Below are 16,688 nucleotides of genomic sequence, written 5' to 3'. Positions count from 1 at the left end.
CCTCCACTGGTATTCATGCTGCGCCCTGGCCGGCGCGGCGCGCCATGCTCACAAGCTGGGGTGGGTCGACGATCAGCGCGACGTGGCCGTCACCCATGATGGTGGCGCCGGAAATGCCGGGCACCCGTCGGTAATTGGCTTCCAGACTCTTGATCACGACCTGGTGCTGGCCGATCAGTGCGTCGACGAACGCGGCAACCTTGTTGCCGTCCGACTCAAGGATCACCATGATTCCGGCCTCGTACGCACTGCGCTCGCCCGGCGTATCGAAGGCTTCGTGCAGGTCGACGATGGGCAGGTATTCACCGCGCACATCGAGCAAGCGCTCCACGCCTGACACCGCCTTGAGCATCGCCGCCGTTGGCTGCAGCGACTCGACAACGTAGTCGAGCGGAATGATGTAGGTCTCGCCGGCGAGGCCGACCGACATGCCATCCAGAATCGCCAGTGTCAGCGGCAGACGCACCGTTACGCGGGTGCCGACACCCAGCATCGAGTCGAGCTCGATGCGGCCACCCAGCGACCCGATGTTGCGCTTCACCACATCCATGCCAACGCCGCGGCCGGAGACGTCCGTGACCTGCTCGGCGGTGGAGAAGCCCGGCTCGAAAATCAGCTGGAACACTTCCTGATCGGTCATGCTGTCCGACACCGGCAGGCCGCGCTCGCGTGCCTTGGCGAGAATGCGGTTGCGGTTGAGACCCGCGCCGTCGTCCGCCACCTCGATGACGATATTTCCGCTCTGGTGGTAAGCCCGCAGGTTGATGCGGCCGGTTTCGCTCTTGCCCGCCTCGCGCCGCCGCTCCGGCGACTCGATGCCGTGATCGAGGCTGTTGCGGATCAGGTGCGTCAGCGGGTCAGCAATCAACTCCACCAGCCCCTTGTCCAGCTCGGTGTTCTCACCCCCGGTGACCAGTTCGACGCGCTTTCCGAGCTTGCCGGAGAGATCACGCACCACGCGCGGGAAACGATTGAACACTGTCGAGATCGGCAGCATGCGGATCGACATCACCGATTCCTGCAGATCGCGGGTGTTGCGTTCGAGCAGCGCAATGCCGTTATGCAGGCGCTCGTACAGCACCGGGTCCAGCGCACCGGCGGCCTGGCTGATCATGGCCTGGGTGATCACCAGCTCGCCGACGAGGTTGATCATCTGATCGACGCGCTCGATGTTCACGCGGATCGAGCTGGCGTCCGACTTGCTGACGGGCCGCGCGGCAGCATCCTTCGCGGGCTGAACGGCGGGCGTTGTGGTGCCGCGCGGGGCAACTTCCGTCTTGGCGGCAACCGCTGGCGCCAGATGCTCTGCCGCCATCGCGGGCTGCGGCAACGGCTCGAAGAAACCGTAGGAGCCATCGGCGGCATCGCTCGTCGCAGCGGACGCTGCATCGGGCAGCGGTTCGAAGAAGCCGTATCCCGGATCGTCGCTTGAGCTTGTCTGGGCCGGTTCGCTCAGGGGTTCGAAAAAACCGTACGCCGTCTCTTCGTCGGCCGGGGCGCCCGGCGCATCATCGAAGAGACCAAAGGCCTCGTCGGCCTTCGGCGCCACCGGTGCGGCATCGACGACGTCGATCGACACGGACGCGCTGTCGACAACGAACTCCAAGACCGTTCGCAAGGTTTCAGGATCAACATCGCTCGCCAGTTTCACCGACCAGGTGCGCGCGCCTTCGGCAGGCGGGCGAGCATCGATGACTTCCCCCAGCTCCTTGAGCTCGGCGATCAGATTGGCAACCGATTCGTCCGCCTGCGGATCGCCCGGCAGCATCGCAAAGCCCAGCTGGTAGGTGCGCGCCCGTTTGTGGGTACCCGGTGCTGCCGGTATCGCGCCGACCGCACGCTGCGCCTCTTCGGCGAGCACGGCAAGGCGCGCACGCATTGCCTCCGCCGCGGCATGGTCGGCCTCGCCATGGCCCTGGTGGGCGTCAAGCAAATTACGCAGTACGTCGCCCGCTGCGAGGCAAGCGTCGACCATTTCTTCGGTCAGCGTGATGGCCCCGTTGCGCACGAGATCGAGCAGCGTCTCCATCACATGCGTCAGCTCGGCAACATCGGTGAATCCGAAGGTCGCCGCCGAGCCCTTGATCGAGTGCGCCGCCCGGAAGATGGCGGGCAAATCGCCGCTCTCGGGCGCCGCAACGTCGACGGCCAGCAGCAAGGACTCCATGTTCTCGAGGTGCTCGCGGGATTCCTCGAAGAACACCGCATGGAACTGGCTCATGTCGAATGACATGCCGCTCTCCCCTGGCCCGGTACGTGTTGCCGCGACAGATTCAGCCGATGACCTTCTTGACGACCTCGATGAGCTTCTGCGGATCAAAAGGCTTGACCAGCCACCCCGTGGCCCCCGCGGCACGCCCTTGCTGCTTCATGGTGTCGGACGACTCGGTGGTCAGCATCAGGATCGGCACGCTGCGGTATTGCGGCAGCGCGCGCAATTGCTTGATCAGGCTGAGGCCATCCATGCGCGGCATGTTCTGGTCAGTCAGCACCAGCGATACCGGGCGGCCCTTCGCCTTCTCCAGCCCATCCATGCCGTCAACAGCCTCCAGCACGTCGTAGCCAGCGCTCTTGAGCGTGAAAGAGACCATCTGCCGGATCGAAGCCGAGTCATCTACCGTGAGAACCGTCTTTGCCATGATGTTCAGCTTTCCTTGCCTGTTGTTCAGAACAGCTCGATATCGCCAACCGCGATCCGAGCCTGATTCACCGTATGCACATCCTTGATCGCGGGCAGCGCATCGACGCGCGCCGTAATGGCCTGCCCAGCGCGCTCACGCGCCCCCGGCAGCGTTTGCGCAGCCGCCAATTCGCCGATCGACGTCGCGAGGGCTTCCAGCGCATCCACGCGCTGCAGCACATGGCCGACCAACTGCGACACCATGTCCTGAAACTGCATGGCCATGACCGCGCGGTTCACTTCTTCGTCCATCGCGCTCGAATGCTGGCTGAGCTGCTCTACGCCCTGGCGGCGCTGCGCGTTGAGGCGCTCAACCGCCGCCAGCACCTCTTCAACCTCGCTCTTCGAGTTCAGCGCAAAGGTCATGTCCTGCGACGCCATCTGCGAGATCGCCGCTTCCGTGCTGCGCACACCATCCCGCATCGATTGCATCAGGCCGCCAATCTGTTGCGAGAACGAACTGGTGCGGGCAGACAGGTCGCGCACTTCGTCGGCTACCACGGCGAAGCCACGGCCCGCCTCCCCGGCTCGCGCGGCCTCAATCGCAGCGTTGAGCGCGAGCAGGTTCGTCTGCTTTGCGATCGCGCCGATCTCGCCAAGGATCTGCTCTACATCGGTCGCGCGCTTCGAAATCGTCTCGGTGAGTTCGACCAACTCCATCGCGATCCGGCTGTTCTCGATCACACTATCAACGATGCGTTGCATCACCGTTGAGGTGTTGCTGACAAAACGGTCAAAGCCATCCTGATTCGCAGCCCCATCAACGCCCTGAGCGGTGATTTGAAGGGCTATTTCCTGTTGCGCGCGGGTATGCGCATGCATGCCATTGAAGCTGTCGCCCAACTTCTGGATTGCGTCATGCAGCAGGCTGCGGATGCGCTCGACTTCGCCACGTATGGCCTCAAGTTGCGCGGCAGCGCCGCGGCCAGCGTCGCCCAGGCTGGAAGGCAAAGGGTCTGCCACCGGTTCTACTTGCCTCGCGGCATCGCGCTCAACGCCTGCGCGAGTCAGCGCAGTACAAATCGCCCACGTAAGGGCAACCACGACACCAGCGGCATAGCCCGGCCAAGCAAAGAACCATGCGAGCACGATCGCCACAGCGCTCAGGCACACACCAACGGTCATTGCAGATCGTTTGCTGAACTTCATGTTGGCCTCTGTCTCCGCTTACTGCGCCGGCCTTACTGCGTTGCCGTCCATTTCGCGCCCGACATCACTGGCAGTCGGTGCCGCGCCGCTGACCTCCAGCGTGCGACCTGCCGTTGCGAGTTGCTCCTCAGCGCGCTTGTTCAGCACCACGATGCTGATCCGGCGGTTGATCGGGTCGTACGGATCTTCGGCTTTGAGTGGAATCGTCGCGGCGAGGCCCACCACGCGCGCCACCCGGTCATCAGTCAGCCCGCCAAAAACCAGTTCGCGCCGGCAGGCATTGGCGCGATCGGCGGAGAGTTCCCAGTTGCCAAAGCCGCGGTCGCCCCCGGCGTACTGGGTGGCATCGGTATGGCCGGATACGCTGATGCGGTTGCCGACCTCGTTAAGCGTCTGTGCAACCGCGTGCAGGATCTCGCGGGTGTAGGGCTTGAGCGTCGCCCCACCGCTATCGAACATTGGCCGATTCTTCTCGTCGACGATCTGGATCCGCAGACCTTCCGACGTGATGTCGAGCAACAACTGTTTGGCGAACGGGCGCAGCACTGGTGACGCCTCGATCATCGCTTCGAGCTTCTGTTTCACTTCCTCGAAACGCGCGCGCTCGATTGCCTCGTTATCGGCCGGCATGAGCTTAGGTTGGCGCAGACGCTTCTTCGGCTGGTCGTAGTCGGCGTTGGCGACCTGGCCGACCGATTTGGTGAGGTCGTTGCCGCCGCCGGGGATCACCGATGTCGCATCGCCCGTCCCCCGCCCGCCCTGTGCGGACATCTTGACCGGTGCCTGAAAGTAATCCGAGATGCCTTTCAGGTCGCCCTCGGTGGTTGAACCCAGCAGCCACATCAGCAGGAAGAACGCCATCATCGCAGTGACGAAGTCCGCGTACGCGATCTTCCATGCACCGCCATGCGCACCACCGCCGCCCTTCTTGATGCGCTTGATGACAATTGGTTGTTGGGTAGCTTCGGCCATTTAGTCAGATAGGCGAGTTGTCACTTGGTCCGGCTGGTCAATGCCCGTGCTTACTTCTTGCGGCTCTTGATCTCGTCTTCGAGTTCCTTGAAGCCGGGGCGGTCCGTCGAGAACAACACCTTGCGGCCAAATTCGATGGCGACCTGCGGCGCATAGCCGTTCATGCTTGCAAGCAGTACCACCTTGATGCACTGGAAGATCTTTCCGCCCTCTTCCATCTTCTGTTCCATCTGGCCAGCCAGCGGACCAACGAAACCGTAGGAGAGCAGGATGCCGAGGAAGGTGCCGACAAGCGCGCCGCCGATCATCTTGCCCAGCACCGCTGGCGGCTGACCGACCGAGCCCATCACGTTCACCACGCCCATCACCGCGACGACGATACCGAAGGCCGGAACACCGTCGGCCATTTTGGTCACCGCGTGCACCGGTGTGTGTGCCTCCTGATGGTGGGTCTCGATCTCCATGTCCATCAGGTTTTCGATCTCGAAGGCATTGAGGTTGCCACCGACCATCATGCGCAGATAGTCGGTCAGGAATTCCATCGCGTGGTGATCAACGGTAACGGTGGGGTACTTGCCAAAGATCGCGCTGCTCTCGGGGTTTTCGATGTCGTTCTCGATCGACATCAGCCCTTCCTTGCGCACCTTGGCGAGGATCTCGTAGAGCATCGCCAGCAAATCCACGTACATCGCCTTGTTGTAAGGCGAGCCCTTGAAAACACCGGGCACAGCCGCGGCGATTGATTTGATGGTCTTGAGGCTGTTGCCGGCGACCATGCCGCCAATCATCAAGCCAAAGATTGCCGCGTATTCGGCTGGCACCCAAAGCGCCGCAAGGCTGCCGTGGATCGCATATGTGCCGACTGACGCGGCGAGGATGATCACGTAGCCAATGATCAGGAACATTGCCTTCTGCCCTTCCTACAGAAACATCCGTGTTTCAGCACCCGACTGAGCCTGTAACGGCGGCGCCAAGAGAAACTTGAGCACCCGCGCTGCGCTGCAACAGCCGATTTCGCGGGCCCCACGGCGCAAAAAAAGGCCGTCGGCACTTGCGTGCCGACGGCGCAGCTCCTTGCTGAGCAAGGAGGAGGTCAGCCGGTCAGACTGGCGTCGCTTTGGGCGGCGGCGCGGCGGGTCTTGCCCGCACGCGAGGGTACGTTGCACAGCCCACAGACGTAGTCGTGCGTCGGGTCGTAGGCGTGCGCAACGTAGCGGCCACCACAGCGAGTGCAGCCGGCGAGTTGCAACATGTGCGCGTCAAAAAAACGGATCAGCGTCCAGGCGCGCGTCAGGCTCAAGACGCGCTCTAGATCGTGCTCTTCGCAGTGGGCGATGTACAAGCGATAGGCCGAGAGCACCGACTCAAGCCCGCGTTGCCCGCCATGCTCTTGCAGAAACCGATGGAAGCCCATGAACAGCGAGGCATGGATGTTCTGTTGCCAGGTCATGAACCAGTCGGTCGAGAATGGCAGCATGCCCTTCGGCGGCGATTCGCCGCGCACTTCCTTGTAGAGGCGCAGCAACCGCTCGCGCGACAAGGAGGTCTCCGCCTCCAGCATCTGCATGCGGGCCCCCATGCGAATCATCTCGATCGCACTCTGGGTATCGATCGCATCCTGCACCACGCTTCGGGTTGCCATGGCGCGATCCTCAGGCGAGGTTTTCGACCGGGCGGCTGGCCGCCAGGATTGCGGCGTGAATGCTTGCAACTGCGGGCTCGCGCTCGTGGTTGGCGAGCAGTTCGAGCAGCAGGCGCTCATCGAAGCGGACCTGGCACAGCATCATGCCCGAGCTCGACATACGCAGAATCTGCGCCGGAGAGAGCGACTCGATCACATCGGCCGCGTCTTCACCCACACCCAGGCGGAACATGCCCGCCTGCCGGTCTTCCAGCAGCAGTCGCTGGGCCAGCATCAGGTAGGACAGATTCAGTTCGCGGATCTCTTCCGCCAAGTTTGCCGTGCGCATGGTGACCTCCTCAGTCCGTCGCCTTTTTGGCGACTTATCGTGTGGAAGCAACAGTACCAACGGCACTCAGGAAACTTGAGTCGGGCGATTTCGGATAATCGCGTAGGCGAAAACGACCAGCGCCATGTAGGAATTTCACCTACACGGCGCGAAAATCGGGAACAAACCTCAAACAATCAATGCGTTACAACACCCTCTCGCTCCGCAAAAAGAGCAAAACCGGCCGCCCGGCCTGTGCCGGCAACAGCGCCCTTTGAGGCAGAAAGTTCACTTGAGGCCTCGCTGATGAGGGTTTCAGGCGCACTCATCGACGAATTCCGCTGCGCCAACCCGATCTGGACAGCAATTCGAAGCTGGAGCCGATCAACCCGGAACGGCGTTGCCTCCACTTGCTGACGCAGACGCTCGGCAACAAGGCCCGCACCCTGCACATCGGTGTCGGGACACAAAACCGAAAACACGCCGTCGTCTGTTCGCGCCAGCACATCGTGGGTGCGAAGGGCCTGCTTCAGGACACTGCCAACATGCTTGACCACCGCGTCGCCAATCATCTGACCGTAGGTCGAGCGGATCTGGGCCAAGCCATCCACTTCGATCGCCATGCAAACCATCGGGCGCTGGCTGCGCGAAGCGGCCGACCACTCCTGCTCGACGCGATCGATGAAGTAGCGCCGGTTCGGCAGTGCCGTCAGCACATCGGTCAGCGCGACATCCTGCAAGCGGCGATTCGAGACTGCCAATTCCGACGCAAAATGGCGGATCTCCTCGCGATCGCGCTCGATCTCTTCATGCAGCTTCACCACACGCAACCCGGCGCGCATACGCGCCAGCAGCACGCGGCCGTTGATCGGCTTGGTGATGAAGTCATCCACGCCACATTCGAAGGCTTCGACCAAACGCTGTTCGTTCTCGTGGCTGGTCAGCACCAGCACGTAGATGCTGCGCCCGACGCGCGTCTGCCGCAGTCGCTCTACAAGCTTCAGGCCGCTGCCGTCGGACAAGGACCACTCGACGATCATCAAATGTGGCTGCGTCAGGATCGCCGCCTCGGCCGCCTGCGCGATCGTGTCGACCTCATGGACTTCATGGCCGGCGTCGTGGAGCAGCGTACGAATCGAGGCCCTCACCGCAGCGTCAGACTCAACCACCAGTACCCGCATATGGCGTTTTGCCGGTGGCGGCACGGCAACATCCGTTGGGGCCGCCACAGCGGGAGCCGCCTGCGTCACAGGCTCCGGCGCGGCCACTGCACTGCGCTCGACGAGGCTCGAAAAAGCGTCAATCTGGACGGGGGCAAGTTGCAGCAGCGACGACCACTCCGAGCAATCGCGAATCGCGGCGTCGCAGGTTTCATTCAATTCGGCGCCATCAATCTGCAGACTTGAAGCCAGCGCGACGATAGACGGCACCCGCCGGGCATGTTCGCTCCGCTCGGTCTCGCAGAGGCGCCCAAGCTCAGCAGCCAAGGCCAGCGACCGACACAGCGTCGCCTCACGCGAACCATCCGCCGGCCAGGCATGTTCCGGCTGCCCATGCACTGCCACCACCTGCGCGAAGGTACGCGGCATGCCCCAGTCCGCAAGCATCAGACCGGACAGCTCACGGTGATCGAGCGCGAACGCGGCCTGCTCGCGCGCCACCAGCTCATCGGAACCGGCTGCACTCAGGCGCAGCAGGTCGCCGTACTGCTCTGGATACAAGGTAGCCATCGCCAGCTCGCCGATACGCGACAGCAAACCGACGCAATAGGCCTCGTCCGCAGGTGCCGCACGCGTACGCAGCGTGATCGCCTGCATCGCCGTGGCGCGCATGAGGGAAGAAGCCCAGAAACCCTCGTAGTCAAAGCTCTGGCATGCCCCACTGCGATGGCTCGACAGCAGAGAGAAGCCTAACGCCAGCGCCCGCACCGCAGGCAAGCCGAGCACCATCAGCGCATCCTGCACCGAGGCGATCGGATGGCGGCCGTAGCCAAGATGGCCGTTCGCGGCCTTGATCAGGCGCCCGACGAAAGCGGGGTCGGTCTTGATGATGCGCCCCAGCTCGGCGATCGAAATATCGTCGCCTTGCGTGGCCCGCATGATCGCGAGCGCAACACCTTTAGGCGACGGCAGATTGCCAGTCGCACGCAGACGCTCAAGCTTTGAGAGACCGTTCAGGGAAGCGTTACCAGTCATGTAAGCGTCTTTTTGCTGCATTCGCTCGATTAACGACCGGCACTCGCAGAACTTTAGGGCTGCTCTCGCAAACGCTGCGCCGCCCCGCACCAGCCCTGGTTTACAATCGCCGCTGCTCGCGCCCCTCCTGAAAACCAGGCCATGAACTTCTGCTCCCAATGCGGCGCCCCGGTCGCGCACCGGATCCCTCCCGGCGACACGCTGCCCCGCCACGTCTGCGATGCCTGCGGCACGATCCATTACAGCAACCCGAAGATGGTCGTCGGCGCCATTCCCGAGTGGGAAGACCGCATCCTGCTGTGCCGCCGCGCCATCGAGCCCCGCTATGGCAAGTGGACGCTGCCGGCTGGCTTCATGGAAAACGACGAAACCACTGCGCAAGCGGCGGCCAGAGAAACTGCCGAAGAAGCCTGCGCGCGAATCGATGTCGGCGACATGTATTCGCTGATCAACGTCGCGCACATCAGCCAGGTCCACATCCTGTACCGCGCACGCTTGCTGGATCTGGACTTCCGGCCCGGCGAGGAGTCGCTCGAGACCCGCCTCTTCGCCGAGCATGAAATCCCTTGGGACGAACTCGCCTTCCGCTCTGTCGCGATGACGCTGCGCCTGTACTTCGAGGATCGCCGCAAGGGGCAGTACCGCTTTCACGTCGCCGACATCCCTGCCCCTACGACGCCCGCATGACGCCGCACGTTGCAATCATCGGCGGCGGCTGGGCCGGCCTGTCCTGCGCGGTTGAGCTCGCGCGCGCCGACATCCGCGTATCGGTTTTCGAAGGCAGCGCAACGCTGGGCGGGCGAGCCCGCGTGGTGGAAAAGGATGGTTGGCGCATCGACAACGGCCAGCACATCCTGATCGGCGCCTACACCGAAACGCTCCGGATGCTGCGACTGCTTGGCGTAAGCCCGAAGCGCCTGTATTCGAGCCCGTTCTTCATTCACATTCCGGGCGTTCTTGATCTGCAGGCCGCGGATTTGCCAGCCCCGCTCCATCTCGCGGTCGGCCTGCTGAGAGCAAAGGGCCTGAGCTGGACGGATCGTCGCGCAGCAGCGCGATTGCTGTCACACCTCAAGCGCATCCGCTTCGTGCTCACCGAAGACGTCACCGTCAGCACGCTTCTCGATCGCACGGCGCAAACACCCACACTCCGCCGACTGGTGTGGGAGCCGCTCTGCGTCGCGGCGCTGAACACACCCGCCGAACGCGCCTCCGCTCAGGTATTCGCCAATGTGTTGCGCGACAGCGTTGCGGCTTCTGCAAGCGCGTCGGAGGTATTGATTCCGCGCATCGACCTGACCGAGCTGCTCCCTGTGCCGGCTGTGCTCTACCTGTCCCGCAAAGGGCAGAACGTGCACACGATGACGAAGATCCGCGGCATCGCGCGAACCGAACACGGCTTCAGCCTGGAAGGCGACCCCTTTGACGGGCGCTACAGCCATGTCGTGCTCGCGACAGCCCCGTGGCAGGTGTCCGGACTCACCACAGAATTCAGCGAGATGGAGCGCCTGCGCAATCAGCTCGACGCCATGCGCCACGAAGCCATCACGACGGCCTACCTTGCTTACGATCCGGCGATCCGGCTGGCACGGCCGATGATTGGCCTCGATGACGGGCTACTGCAGTGGGTGTTCGACCGCGGGCAACTTGGTGGCCCGGATGGCCTGCTCGCGGGCGTCGTGAGCGCCGCAGGAACTGAGTTGAGCCGCGAGGAAATCGCACTTCGCGCCCATCAGGATATCGAGCGCCTCTTCGCCACCGATTCCGCCCGTCTGCCAGCGCCCAAGTGGGCTCAGGTCATCACCGAGAAGCGCGCCACCTTTGCGTGCGAGCCCGGCGTCTTCCGGCCGATCACGATGACGCCGGTCAAGCAGCTCTACCTGGCCGGTGACTACGTGGCGTCCGACTATCCCGCCACGCTCGAGGGCGCGGTTCGCTCCGGCCTCCAGGCAGCCCGGACGATCTTCCGCTCGGTGGGTGTGGCGCAGCCCACCCTCTTCAAGCTCGACTGATCATTCAGGACCGGAACACCGGGTCCGGCAGGGGCGCCAGCCCGTGGCGTGCGCGCGCCTGGTTGCAGGCAGCATTCAGCATGCCGAAGACACCGTGCGGCGCAAACTCGCGACATGGCCCAGGGCGCAGCTCATAGATGCCGCAACGCACCGCCTCGCCGACCTTGCCAACCAGGGCCACGCAACGAGGCGGCGATCGGTCGGTGCCACGCATGCGGCAGGTCGTCGCGGTTTCTTCATCGGCCAAAGCCTCGGGCACCGTGCCGCCCGGCTCATCGTCACGTTCGGACACATGGAAGCTGACGCGGAACGCGGCGCAGCAGGCGCCACAGCTCTGACAAAGGTCCATTCAGGCTCCTGCTGATTGCGAGTTCAGGTCGACGACGTAGCGCCAGAGGGTTTGCCCCGAATCACGATACTTGCGCTCGAAGGGCGTCAGCGGCGTTTCAGTCTCGAACATGGAAACCGGCGCGTTCCGGCCACTGACCCGCGCCACCGCCCACGCAAACTCGTCCGCATAAATGCGCCAGTTGGTGCGTAGTTCAAGCGTGCCACCAAGCGCCAGCATGTCCGGAAAAACGGCGTGGCCGTGCCAGCGACGGGCCAGGTGGCCGATCTTCGGCCACGGATTCGGGTATAGAAGAAAATGCCGATCGAGCCGGATGCCGTCGGCCAGCAACAAGCGCCAGAAATCGACCAGATCGGCACGAACAAACACCGCATTGGGCGGTACTTCACCCGGCTTTCCGCGCTCGATGCGATCGGAAGATTGATCGACGCCCATCACGAAATGTTCGGGATACGCCCGCGCCAGCGCCAGCGTGCTCCAACCCACACCGCAACCGGCATCCAGCAGCAACGGCCGCTGGCGATCCCAACCCGCCATCACCGCCGCGTAGGCCTCTTGTGTCGCGGGTGATACGGGGCGGGTGAACGGCGCAGCCAGGTGCCGGTCGAGCAAACGCGCCAGGCCGGAATGGACATCGTCCTGCGCGGACCGGATGTCGCGAGAATTTGCATACATCAGCTTGCCACTCCCACCGCAATCGGCACGCCGTGATTGCGCATCACGTCCGCCACCAGATCAGCGTCGCGCAGCGGGCGCACTTCCGCCAGCAAACGCTTGGCTTGGGGGTAATTGCGTTCCAGCAGATGCAACCATTGCTTGATGCGTCCCGGTGCATGACGGGCATCCAGCTTGATCAGCACGCGCCGCCAATACAACGCCAGCAACGCAAGCAGCTCCGCCCAGCACGCATCAAGGCTGGGCGGCGCCTCACCGCGAATACGCCGCGCAAGGAACGGGTCCGCCACCGCGCCGCGGCCCAGCATCACATCCACGCAGCCGCTCTCTGCCCGACAGCGCGCCCAATCCTCTACGGTCCAGACTTCACCATTGGCAACGATCGGCACCGCAACCCGCTCGGCGATCCGTGCAATCTCACTCCAGTACGCTGGCGGCTTGTAGCGATCTTCTTTCGTGCGGGCGTGGATCACCAGTTCATCGACCCCCCCGTCGGCGAGCGCGCGGGCACACTCCTCGGCGCGCGAGGCATCCTGAATGCCGAGGCGCATCTTTGCGGTGAAGGGAATGCTCCTCGGTACCGCCACTCGGACCGCCGTGGCAATCTGGAAGAGCAGCTCCGGCTCATCCAGCAGCGCGGCCCCGCCGCGATGGCGATTTACCGTCGGCGCAGGGCAACCAAAGTTCAGATCAATCCCGGGCGGAGCCAGGCTGGCGAGGCGCGCTGCGTTGTCAGCCATGCAAGCGGGGTCGGAACCGAGCAATTGAACCCGCACCGGGGTTCCGGCGTAGGTACGCCCGCCGTTTTCAAGTTCGGGGCTGATTCGCGTATAGCAGCGCGCCGGCAGCAGCGATCCGGAGATCCGCACGAACTCGGTCACGCAGTGGTCGTAGCCGCCCGGACGCGTCAAAACATCGCGCATCACATCGTCGACCATCCCCTCCATCGGGGCCAAGAGCAGGCGAATCATGAATTCCTGAAAACAAAGGGCGTTGCTTGGGGGTCGCGCATTCTACCGGAGCCGCCCCGCACAGACTGGACATGTTGCAAGCGCGGCGCTTAGGCTCACGCACATGGAAAAACACGACGACACCCATCCGCACCGCCAACTCGCGCTGTGGTTGATTGGCGGCACGCTCGCCTGCCTCGCCGCAATCCTCGTCCTGCTCCATTACCTCGCACCACTCCCACCGCGAACGCTGACCATGACCACCGGCGCCGCGGGTGGTGCCTATGCGCTCTACGCAGAGCGTTATCGCGAGATCCTCGCGCGTCAGGGGGTCAAGCTGATCCTCAAGCCATCCAGCGGCACAATTGAAAACCTGCGTCGCCTCAAAGGCGTCGACGGCACCGCCGATGTCGGCTTTCTGCAGGGCGGCGTGCTGCACGAGCCTGAGTCGGAGGATCTCGTCACACTCGGCGCGATGTACTACGAGCCCGTCTGGGTCTTCGTTCGCGACGATATCGACGTCAAGCGCATCGCGGATCTGCGGGGCCGCCGCGTCGCCATCGGCGTATCAGGCGGCGGTGCGCAACTGCTCGCGCTTGAAATCGCCAACCGCAACGGCATCGCGACCGACGATCCGAGCTTGCTTCCGATCGGCGGCGACGCTGCAATCAAGGCGCTTCAGCAACATGAGATCGACGCACTCGTAACCGTCAACGGCGCACAAGCACCGACTGTACAAACGCTGCTGCGCCTCAAGGGAGTACGTCTGCTCGGCTTCGACCAATCGGCAGCCTATACCCGCCTGATGCCGCAACTGACCGATCTCACACTGCCGCGCGGCACGATCGATCTGGTCGCCGATCAACCACCAGAGGACCTGCACCTCGTCGCGCCCACCGCGAACCTCGTCGTGCGTCACGATCTGCACCCGGCCCTGGTCGCACTGCTGATGCAGGCGGCAAGCGAAATCCACCGCACGCCAGGCTGGTTCGAAAAAGGCAACGAGTTTCCCGCCGCACGCGACCATGAACTGCCGCAGAGCCCGGAAGCCACGCGTTTCTACCGTTCCGGCCCGCCTCTGCTGCAGCGCGTGCTGCCGTTCTGGGCAGCGGTGATGGTGGACCGTTTGCTATGGACACTGATTCCGCTGATGGCCTTGCTGGTGCCAACCATGAAGCTGGCCCCCGCGCTGCTGCGTTGGCATGTGCGCTCACGCATCTATCGTTGGTACGGCGAGCTCAAATTTCTCGAGGAGGAAGCGCGCCACGGCAAAGCAAGTGACGTCGGCCGCTGGAAGTCGCAACTGGACCTTATCGAGCAGCGCGCGCTTCGCAAGAAGGTGCCGCTTTCGTACGCCAACGAACTCTATATCCTGCGCGAGCATATCGCCTTGGTGCGGCAGATCATCGAGGGCCGGGGCGGCGCGAAGGAGCAGTGATTCAGCGGAGAAAACAAAAAGAAAAGGGCTGACCGTTTGGTCAGCCCTTCTCAGTAGGTGGCGGAGTGGACGGGACTCGAACCCGCGACCCCCGGCGTGACAGGCCGGTATTCTAACCGACTGAACTACCACTCCGCGCTTGAACTGCCAGTGCGCACACTGTGTTGCACACCTTCGAAAAGGTGGCGTCCCCACGGGGATTCGAACCCCGGTTATCGCCGTGAAAGGGCGGTGTCCTAGGCCTCTAGACGATGGGGACCCGGAACAACTTCTCTTTCGCTGCTTGGTGGAGGTAAGCGGGATCGAACCGCTGACCTCTTGCATGCCATGCAAGCGCTCTCCCAGCTGAGCTATACCCCCAGCACGAAAGAGGTACTACAAACTACTTCCAACAAAAAAGGCTGTCGTCTGAACAGCCCCTTGTATTGGGTGGCGGAGTGGACGGGACTCGAACCCGCGACCCCCGGCGTGACAGGCCGGTATTCTAACCGACTGAACTACCACTCCGCGCTTGAACTGCTCTTCCGGTGCAGTGTTCAGCCTGCTCCGAAATCAAAGGCAGCTTTCGCTGCCTTCGCCAAAACTTGGCGTCCCCACGGGGATTCGAACCCCGGTTATCGCCGTGAAAGGGCGGTGTCCTAGGCCTCTAGACGATGGGGACCCGGTACAACTTTTTCTTTCGCAGCTTGTTTGGTGGAGGTAAGCGGGATCGAACCGCTGACCTCTTGCATGCCATGCAAGCGCTCTCCCAGCTGAGCTATACCCCCGCCGCGAAAGAGATGAGATCTTAGACTACAGATCGGGGTACGTCAACCCTGTTTTTGAGAATCTGTGCAGATCCCCCGCAAATTATCGCCCCCTGCCTGCCCACGTCCGCTCGACACTCACAAAACCTTGCCTGGGTTCATCAAGCATTTCGGGTCAAAGGCGGACTTGATCCGTTGCATCAGGTCCATTTCCAGTTCGGACTTGTAGCGGCGGATCTCGTCGCGCTTGAGTTGTCCCAAGCCATGTTCGGCGGAGATGGAGCCGCCCAGTTCGTGGACCAGATCGTGCACGATGCGATTGACGTCGCCACGTTCACCGATCAGGGCCGCGTTTGCGTCAGCATCGGGCTTTGAGCAGTTGTAGTGCAGGTTTCCGTCGCCAACGTGGCCGAATGCAACGATGCGCAAGCCGGGGAAGGCAGCAAGCAGGGCCGCGTCTGCGCGATGCAGAAATTCAGGAATACGGCTAACCGGAACCGACACGTCATGTTTGACGCTGACACCCTCATGGCGCTGCGCCTCAGAGGCGTTTTCGCGCAACGCCCACAGCGCGACCCGCTGAGCTTCGCTGCGCGCGATTGCAGCATCGAGCACAAGGCCGGACTCAATCGCGGGCGCGAGAATCGCTTCAGCAATCTCGTCGAGCCCAGCATCCGCCCGCGTATCCCCTAGCTCGACCAGCACCGACCATGGCGGCACCTCGGACAACGGACACTGTGCGCCAGGAATGTGGCGCAGCACCAGTGCCAGGGTCGGTTGACTCATCAACTCGAAAGCGCTGAGGCGCTCACCACATTCGGACCGGAACTGCCGCAGCAGGGCAACCGCAGCCTCCGGATTTGGCACGGCAAGCCAGGCCGTGCATACGCTGCGCGGACGCGGCGACAGCTTGAGCACGGCCGCGGTGATGATCCCCAACGTGCCCTCGGCACCCAGGAAGAGCTGCTTGAGGTCATAGCCGGTGTTGTCCTTGCGCAAAGCGCGCAAGCCATGCCAGATCTGGCCGTCCGGCAGCACCACTTCAAGCCCCAGCACCAGATCACGCGCATTGCCGTAGCGCAGCACATGGACGCCACCCGCATTGGTGGAAAGGTTGCCGCCGATACGGCAAGTGCCCTCGGAGGCCAGCGACAGTGGAAACAGGCGAGCGGCAGCAGCGGCTGCGGCCTGCACCTCGGCGAGCGTGCATCCAGCCTCGACGGTCAACGTATCGTTATCGACATCGACGTAACGGATCCGGTTGAGGCGCTGTAATGAGATGACGACTGCACTGCCACTCTCGTCTGGCGTGGCCGCACCGCACAGGCTGGTATTGCCGCCCTGCGGCACGAGCGGTACACCGTGCGCAACGCAAAGCCGCACTACCGCCGCGACCTCTTCGGTATTGGCTGGGCGCACGATCGCTTGCGACCGGCCCTCGTAACGGCCTCGCCAATCGCGAAGGTAGGGCGCCTGGTCTACAGGATCGGTAATGAGGTGGGTGTCGCCGACGATGGCAGCGAGTTCGGTGAGCAGTTTCGTCATGTCCATAGCACGACGCCCCTTTCGGGGC

At 63.2% G+C, this 16,688-nt stretch carries 15 protein-coding genes and 6 tRNA genes; 3 read left to right on the top strand and 18 right to left on the bottom strand.

Going from position 1 to position 16,688, the window contains the following annotated elements:
• Positions 1 to 13: 13 nt before the first annotated feature.
• The 8 genes from HH302_RS04585 to HH302_RS04550 all read right to left on the bottom strand — a co-directional run bounded on the left by HH302_RS04585 (position 14) and on the right by HH302_RS04550 (position 8,945).
• A complete protein-coding gene (locus tag HH302_RS04585; RefSeq protein ID WP_172198807.1) occupies positions 14 to 2,233 on the bottom strand; it encodes a chemotaxis protein CheW in 2,220 nt (739 codons plus the stop codon).
• Between the two features lie 40 nt (positions 2,234 to 2,273).
• On the bottom strand, positions 2,274 to 2,639 hold the full coding sequence (locus HH302_RS04580) for a response regulator (RefSeq protein WP_172198805.1): 366 nt from the start codon (positions 2,637 to 2,639) through the stop codon (positions 2,274 to 2,276).
• 26 nt (positions 2,640 to 2,665) lie between these two features.
• The gene (locus HH302_RS04575) at positions 2,666 to 3,829 is read right to left on the bottom strand and encodes a methyl-accepting chemotaxis protein (RefSeq protein WP_172198803.1); all 1,164 of its coding nucleotides are present in this window, start codon (positions 3,827 to 3,829) and stop codon (positions 2,666 to 2,668) included.
• Between the two features lie 18 nt (positions 3,830 to 3,847).
• Positions 3,848 to 4,801, bottom strand: a complete 954-nt coding sequence (gene motB, locus HH302_RS04570; protein ID WP_172198800.1) for a flagellar motor protein MotB — start codon at positions 4,799 to 4,801, stop codon at positions 3,848 to 3,850.
• Positions 4,802 to 4,851: 50 nt separating this feature from the next.
• Complete coding sequence (gene motA / locus HH302_RS04565) at positions 4,852 to 5,706, bottom strand: flagellar motor stator protein MotA (protein ID WP_172198797.1); 855 nt, start codon at positions 5,704 to 5,706, stop codon at positions 4,852 to 4,854.
• Between the two features lie 188 nt (positions 5,707 to 5,894).
• A complete protein-coding gene (gene flhC / locus HH302_RS04560; RefSeq protein WP_172198794.1) occupies positions 5,895 to 6,443 on the bottom strand; it encodes a flagellar transcriptional regulator FlhC in 549 nt (182 codons plus the stop codon).
• Positions 6,444 to 6,453: 10 nt separating this feature from the next.
• A complete protein-coding gene (gene flhD, locus HH302_RS04555; RefSeq protein ID WP_172198791.1) occupies positions 6,454 to 6,771 on the bottom strand; it encodes a flagellar transcriptional regulator FlhD in 318 nt (105 codons plus the stop codon).
• Positions 6,772 to 6,947: 176 nt separating this feature from the next.
• Positions 6,948 to 8,945, bottom strand: a complete 1,998-nt coding sequence (locus HH302_RS04550) for an HDOD domain-containing protein (protein ID WP_172198788.1) — start codon at positions 8,943 to 8,945, stop codon at positions 6,948 to 6,950.
• A gap of 141 nt (positions 8,946 to 9,086) precedes the next feature.
• Between HH302_RS04550 and HH302_RS04545 the strand changes: the two genes are divergently transcribed.
• Both HH302_RS04545 and hpnE read left to right on the top strand, forming a co-directional pair.
• The gene (locus HH302_RS04545) at positions 9,087 to 9,632 is read left to right on the top strand and encodes an NUDIX hydrolase (RefSeq protein ID WP_172198785.1); all 546 of its coding nucleotides are present in this window, start codon (positions 9,087 to 9,089) and stop codon (positions 9,630 to 9,632) included.
• Positions 9,629 to 10,957 (top strand): hydroxysqualene dehydroxylase HpnE, encoded by a 1,329-nt coding sequence (hpnE, locus tag HH302_RS04540; RefSeq protein WP_172198782.1) that lies wholly within the window; start codon positions 9,629 to 9,631, stop codon positions 10,955 to 10,957. The genes HH302_RS04545 and hpnE overlap by 4 nt, the downstream gene beginning before the upstream one ends.
• Before the next feature lie 4 nt (positions 10,958 to 10,961).
• Here hpnE and HH302_RS04535 read toward each other — a convergent pair whose 3' ends face one another.
• From HH302_RS04535 to HH302_RS04525, 3 genes are read right to left on the bottom strand one after another with little or no spacing between them, the layout of a single operon-like run.
• A complete protein-coding gene (locus tag HH302_RS04535; protein ID WP_172198779.1) occupies positions 10,962 to 11,306 on the bottom strand; it encodes a YkgJ family cysteine cluster protein in 345 nt (114 codons plus the stop codon).
• Positions 11,307 to 11,984 (bottom strand): tRNA (guanosine(46)-N(7))-methyltransferase TrmB, encoded by a 678-nt coding sequence (locus HH302_RS04530; RefSeq protein ID WP_172200730.1) that lies wholly within the window; start codon positions 11,982 to 11,984, stop codon positions 11,307 to 11,309.
• A complete protein-coding gene (locus tag HH302_RS04525; RefSeq protein ID WP_371814612.1) occupies positions 11,981 to 12,949 on the bottom strand; it encodes a tRNA dihydrouridine synthase in 969 nt (322 codons plus the stop codon). Before HH302_RS04525 ends, HH302_RS04530 begins: the two co-directional genes overlap by 4 nt.
• Positions 12,950 to 13,055: 106 nt before the next feature.
• Here HH302_RS04525 and HH302_RS04520 point away from each other — a divergent pair, with 106 nt between their 5' ends.
• On the top strand, positions 13,056 to 14,369 hold the full coding sequence (locus HH302_RS04520) for a TAXI family TRAP transporter solute-binding subunit (RefSeq protein ID WP_172198773.1): 1,314 nt from the start codon (positions 13,056 to 13,058) through the stop codon (positions 14,367 to 14,369).
• Positions 14,370 to 14,427: 58 nt separating this feature from the next.
• Here the strand turns inward: HH302_RS04520 and HH302_RS04515 are convergent.
• From HH302_RS04515 to HH302_RS04485, 7 genes are all read right to left on the bottom strand, one after another.
• A tRNA-Asp gene (locus HH302_RS04515) sits at positions 14,428 to 14,504 on the bottom strand.
• A gap of 48 nt (positions 14,505 to 14,552) precedes the next feature.
• Positions 14,553 to 14,628 (bottom strand) — tRNA-Glu (locus HH302_RS04510).
• A gap of 25 nt (positions 14,629 to 14,653) precedes the next feature.
• Positions 14,654 to 14,729, bottom strand: a tRNA-Ala gene (locus HH302_RS04505).
• Positions 14,730 to 14,799: 70 nt separating this feature from the next.
• Positions 14,800 to 14,876: transfer RNA gene (locus HH302_RS04500), tRNA-Asp, on the bottom strand.
• A gap of 78 nt (positions 14,877 to 14,954) precedes the next feature.
• Positions 14,955 to 15,030, bottom strand: a tRNA-Glu gene (locus HH302_RS04495).
• A 30-nt stretch (positions 15,031 to 15,060) separates the two neighbouring features.
• Positions 15,061 to 15,136, bottom strand: a tRNA-Ala gene (locus HH302_RS04490).
• 117 nt (positions 15,137 to 15,253) lie between these two features.
• Positions 15,254 to 16,660: an FAD-binding oxidoreductase gene (locus tag HH302_RS04485; protein WP_172198770.1), complete on the bottom strand. Its 1,407-nt coding sequence runs from the start codon at positions 16,658 to 16,660 to the stop codon at positions 15,254 to 15,256.
• Positions 16,661 to 16,688: the final 28 nt, after the last annotated feature.

The organism is Niveibacterium sp. COAC-50 (genome assembly GCF_013184235.1).
Classification (GTDB): Bacteria; Pseudomonadota; Gammaproteobacteria; order Burkholderiales; family Rhodocyclaceae; genus Niveibacterium; species Niveibacterium microcysteis.
This window is presented reverse-complemented; position numbering and strand designations above follow the sequence as displayed.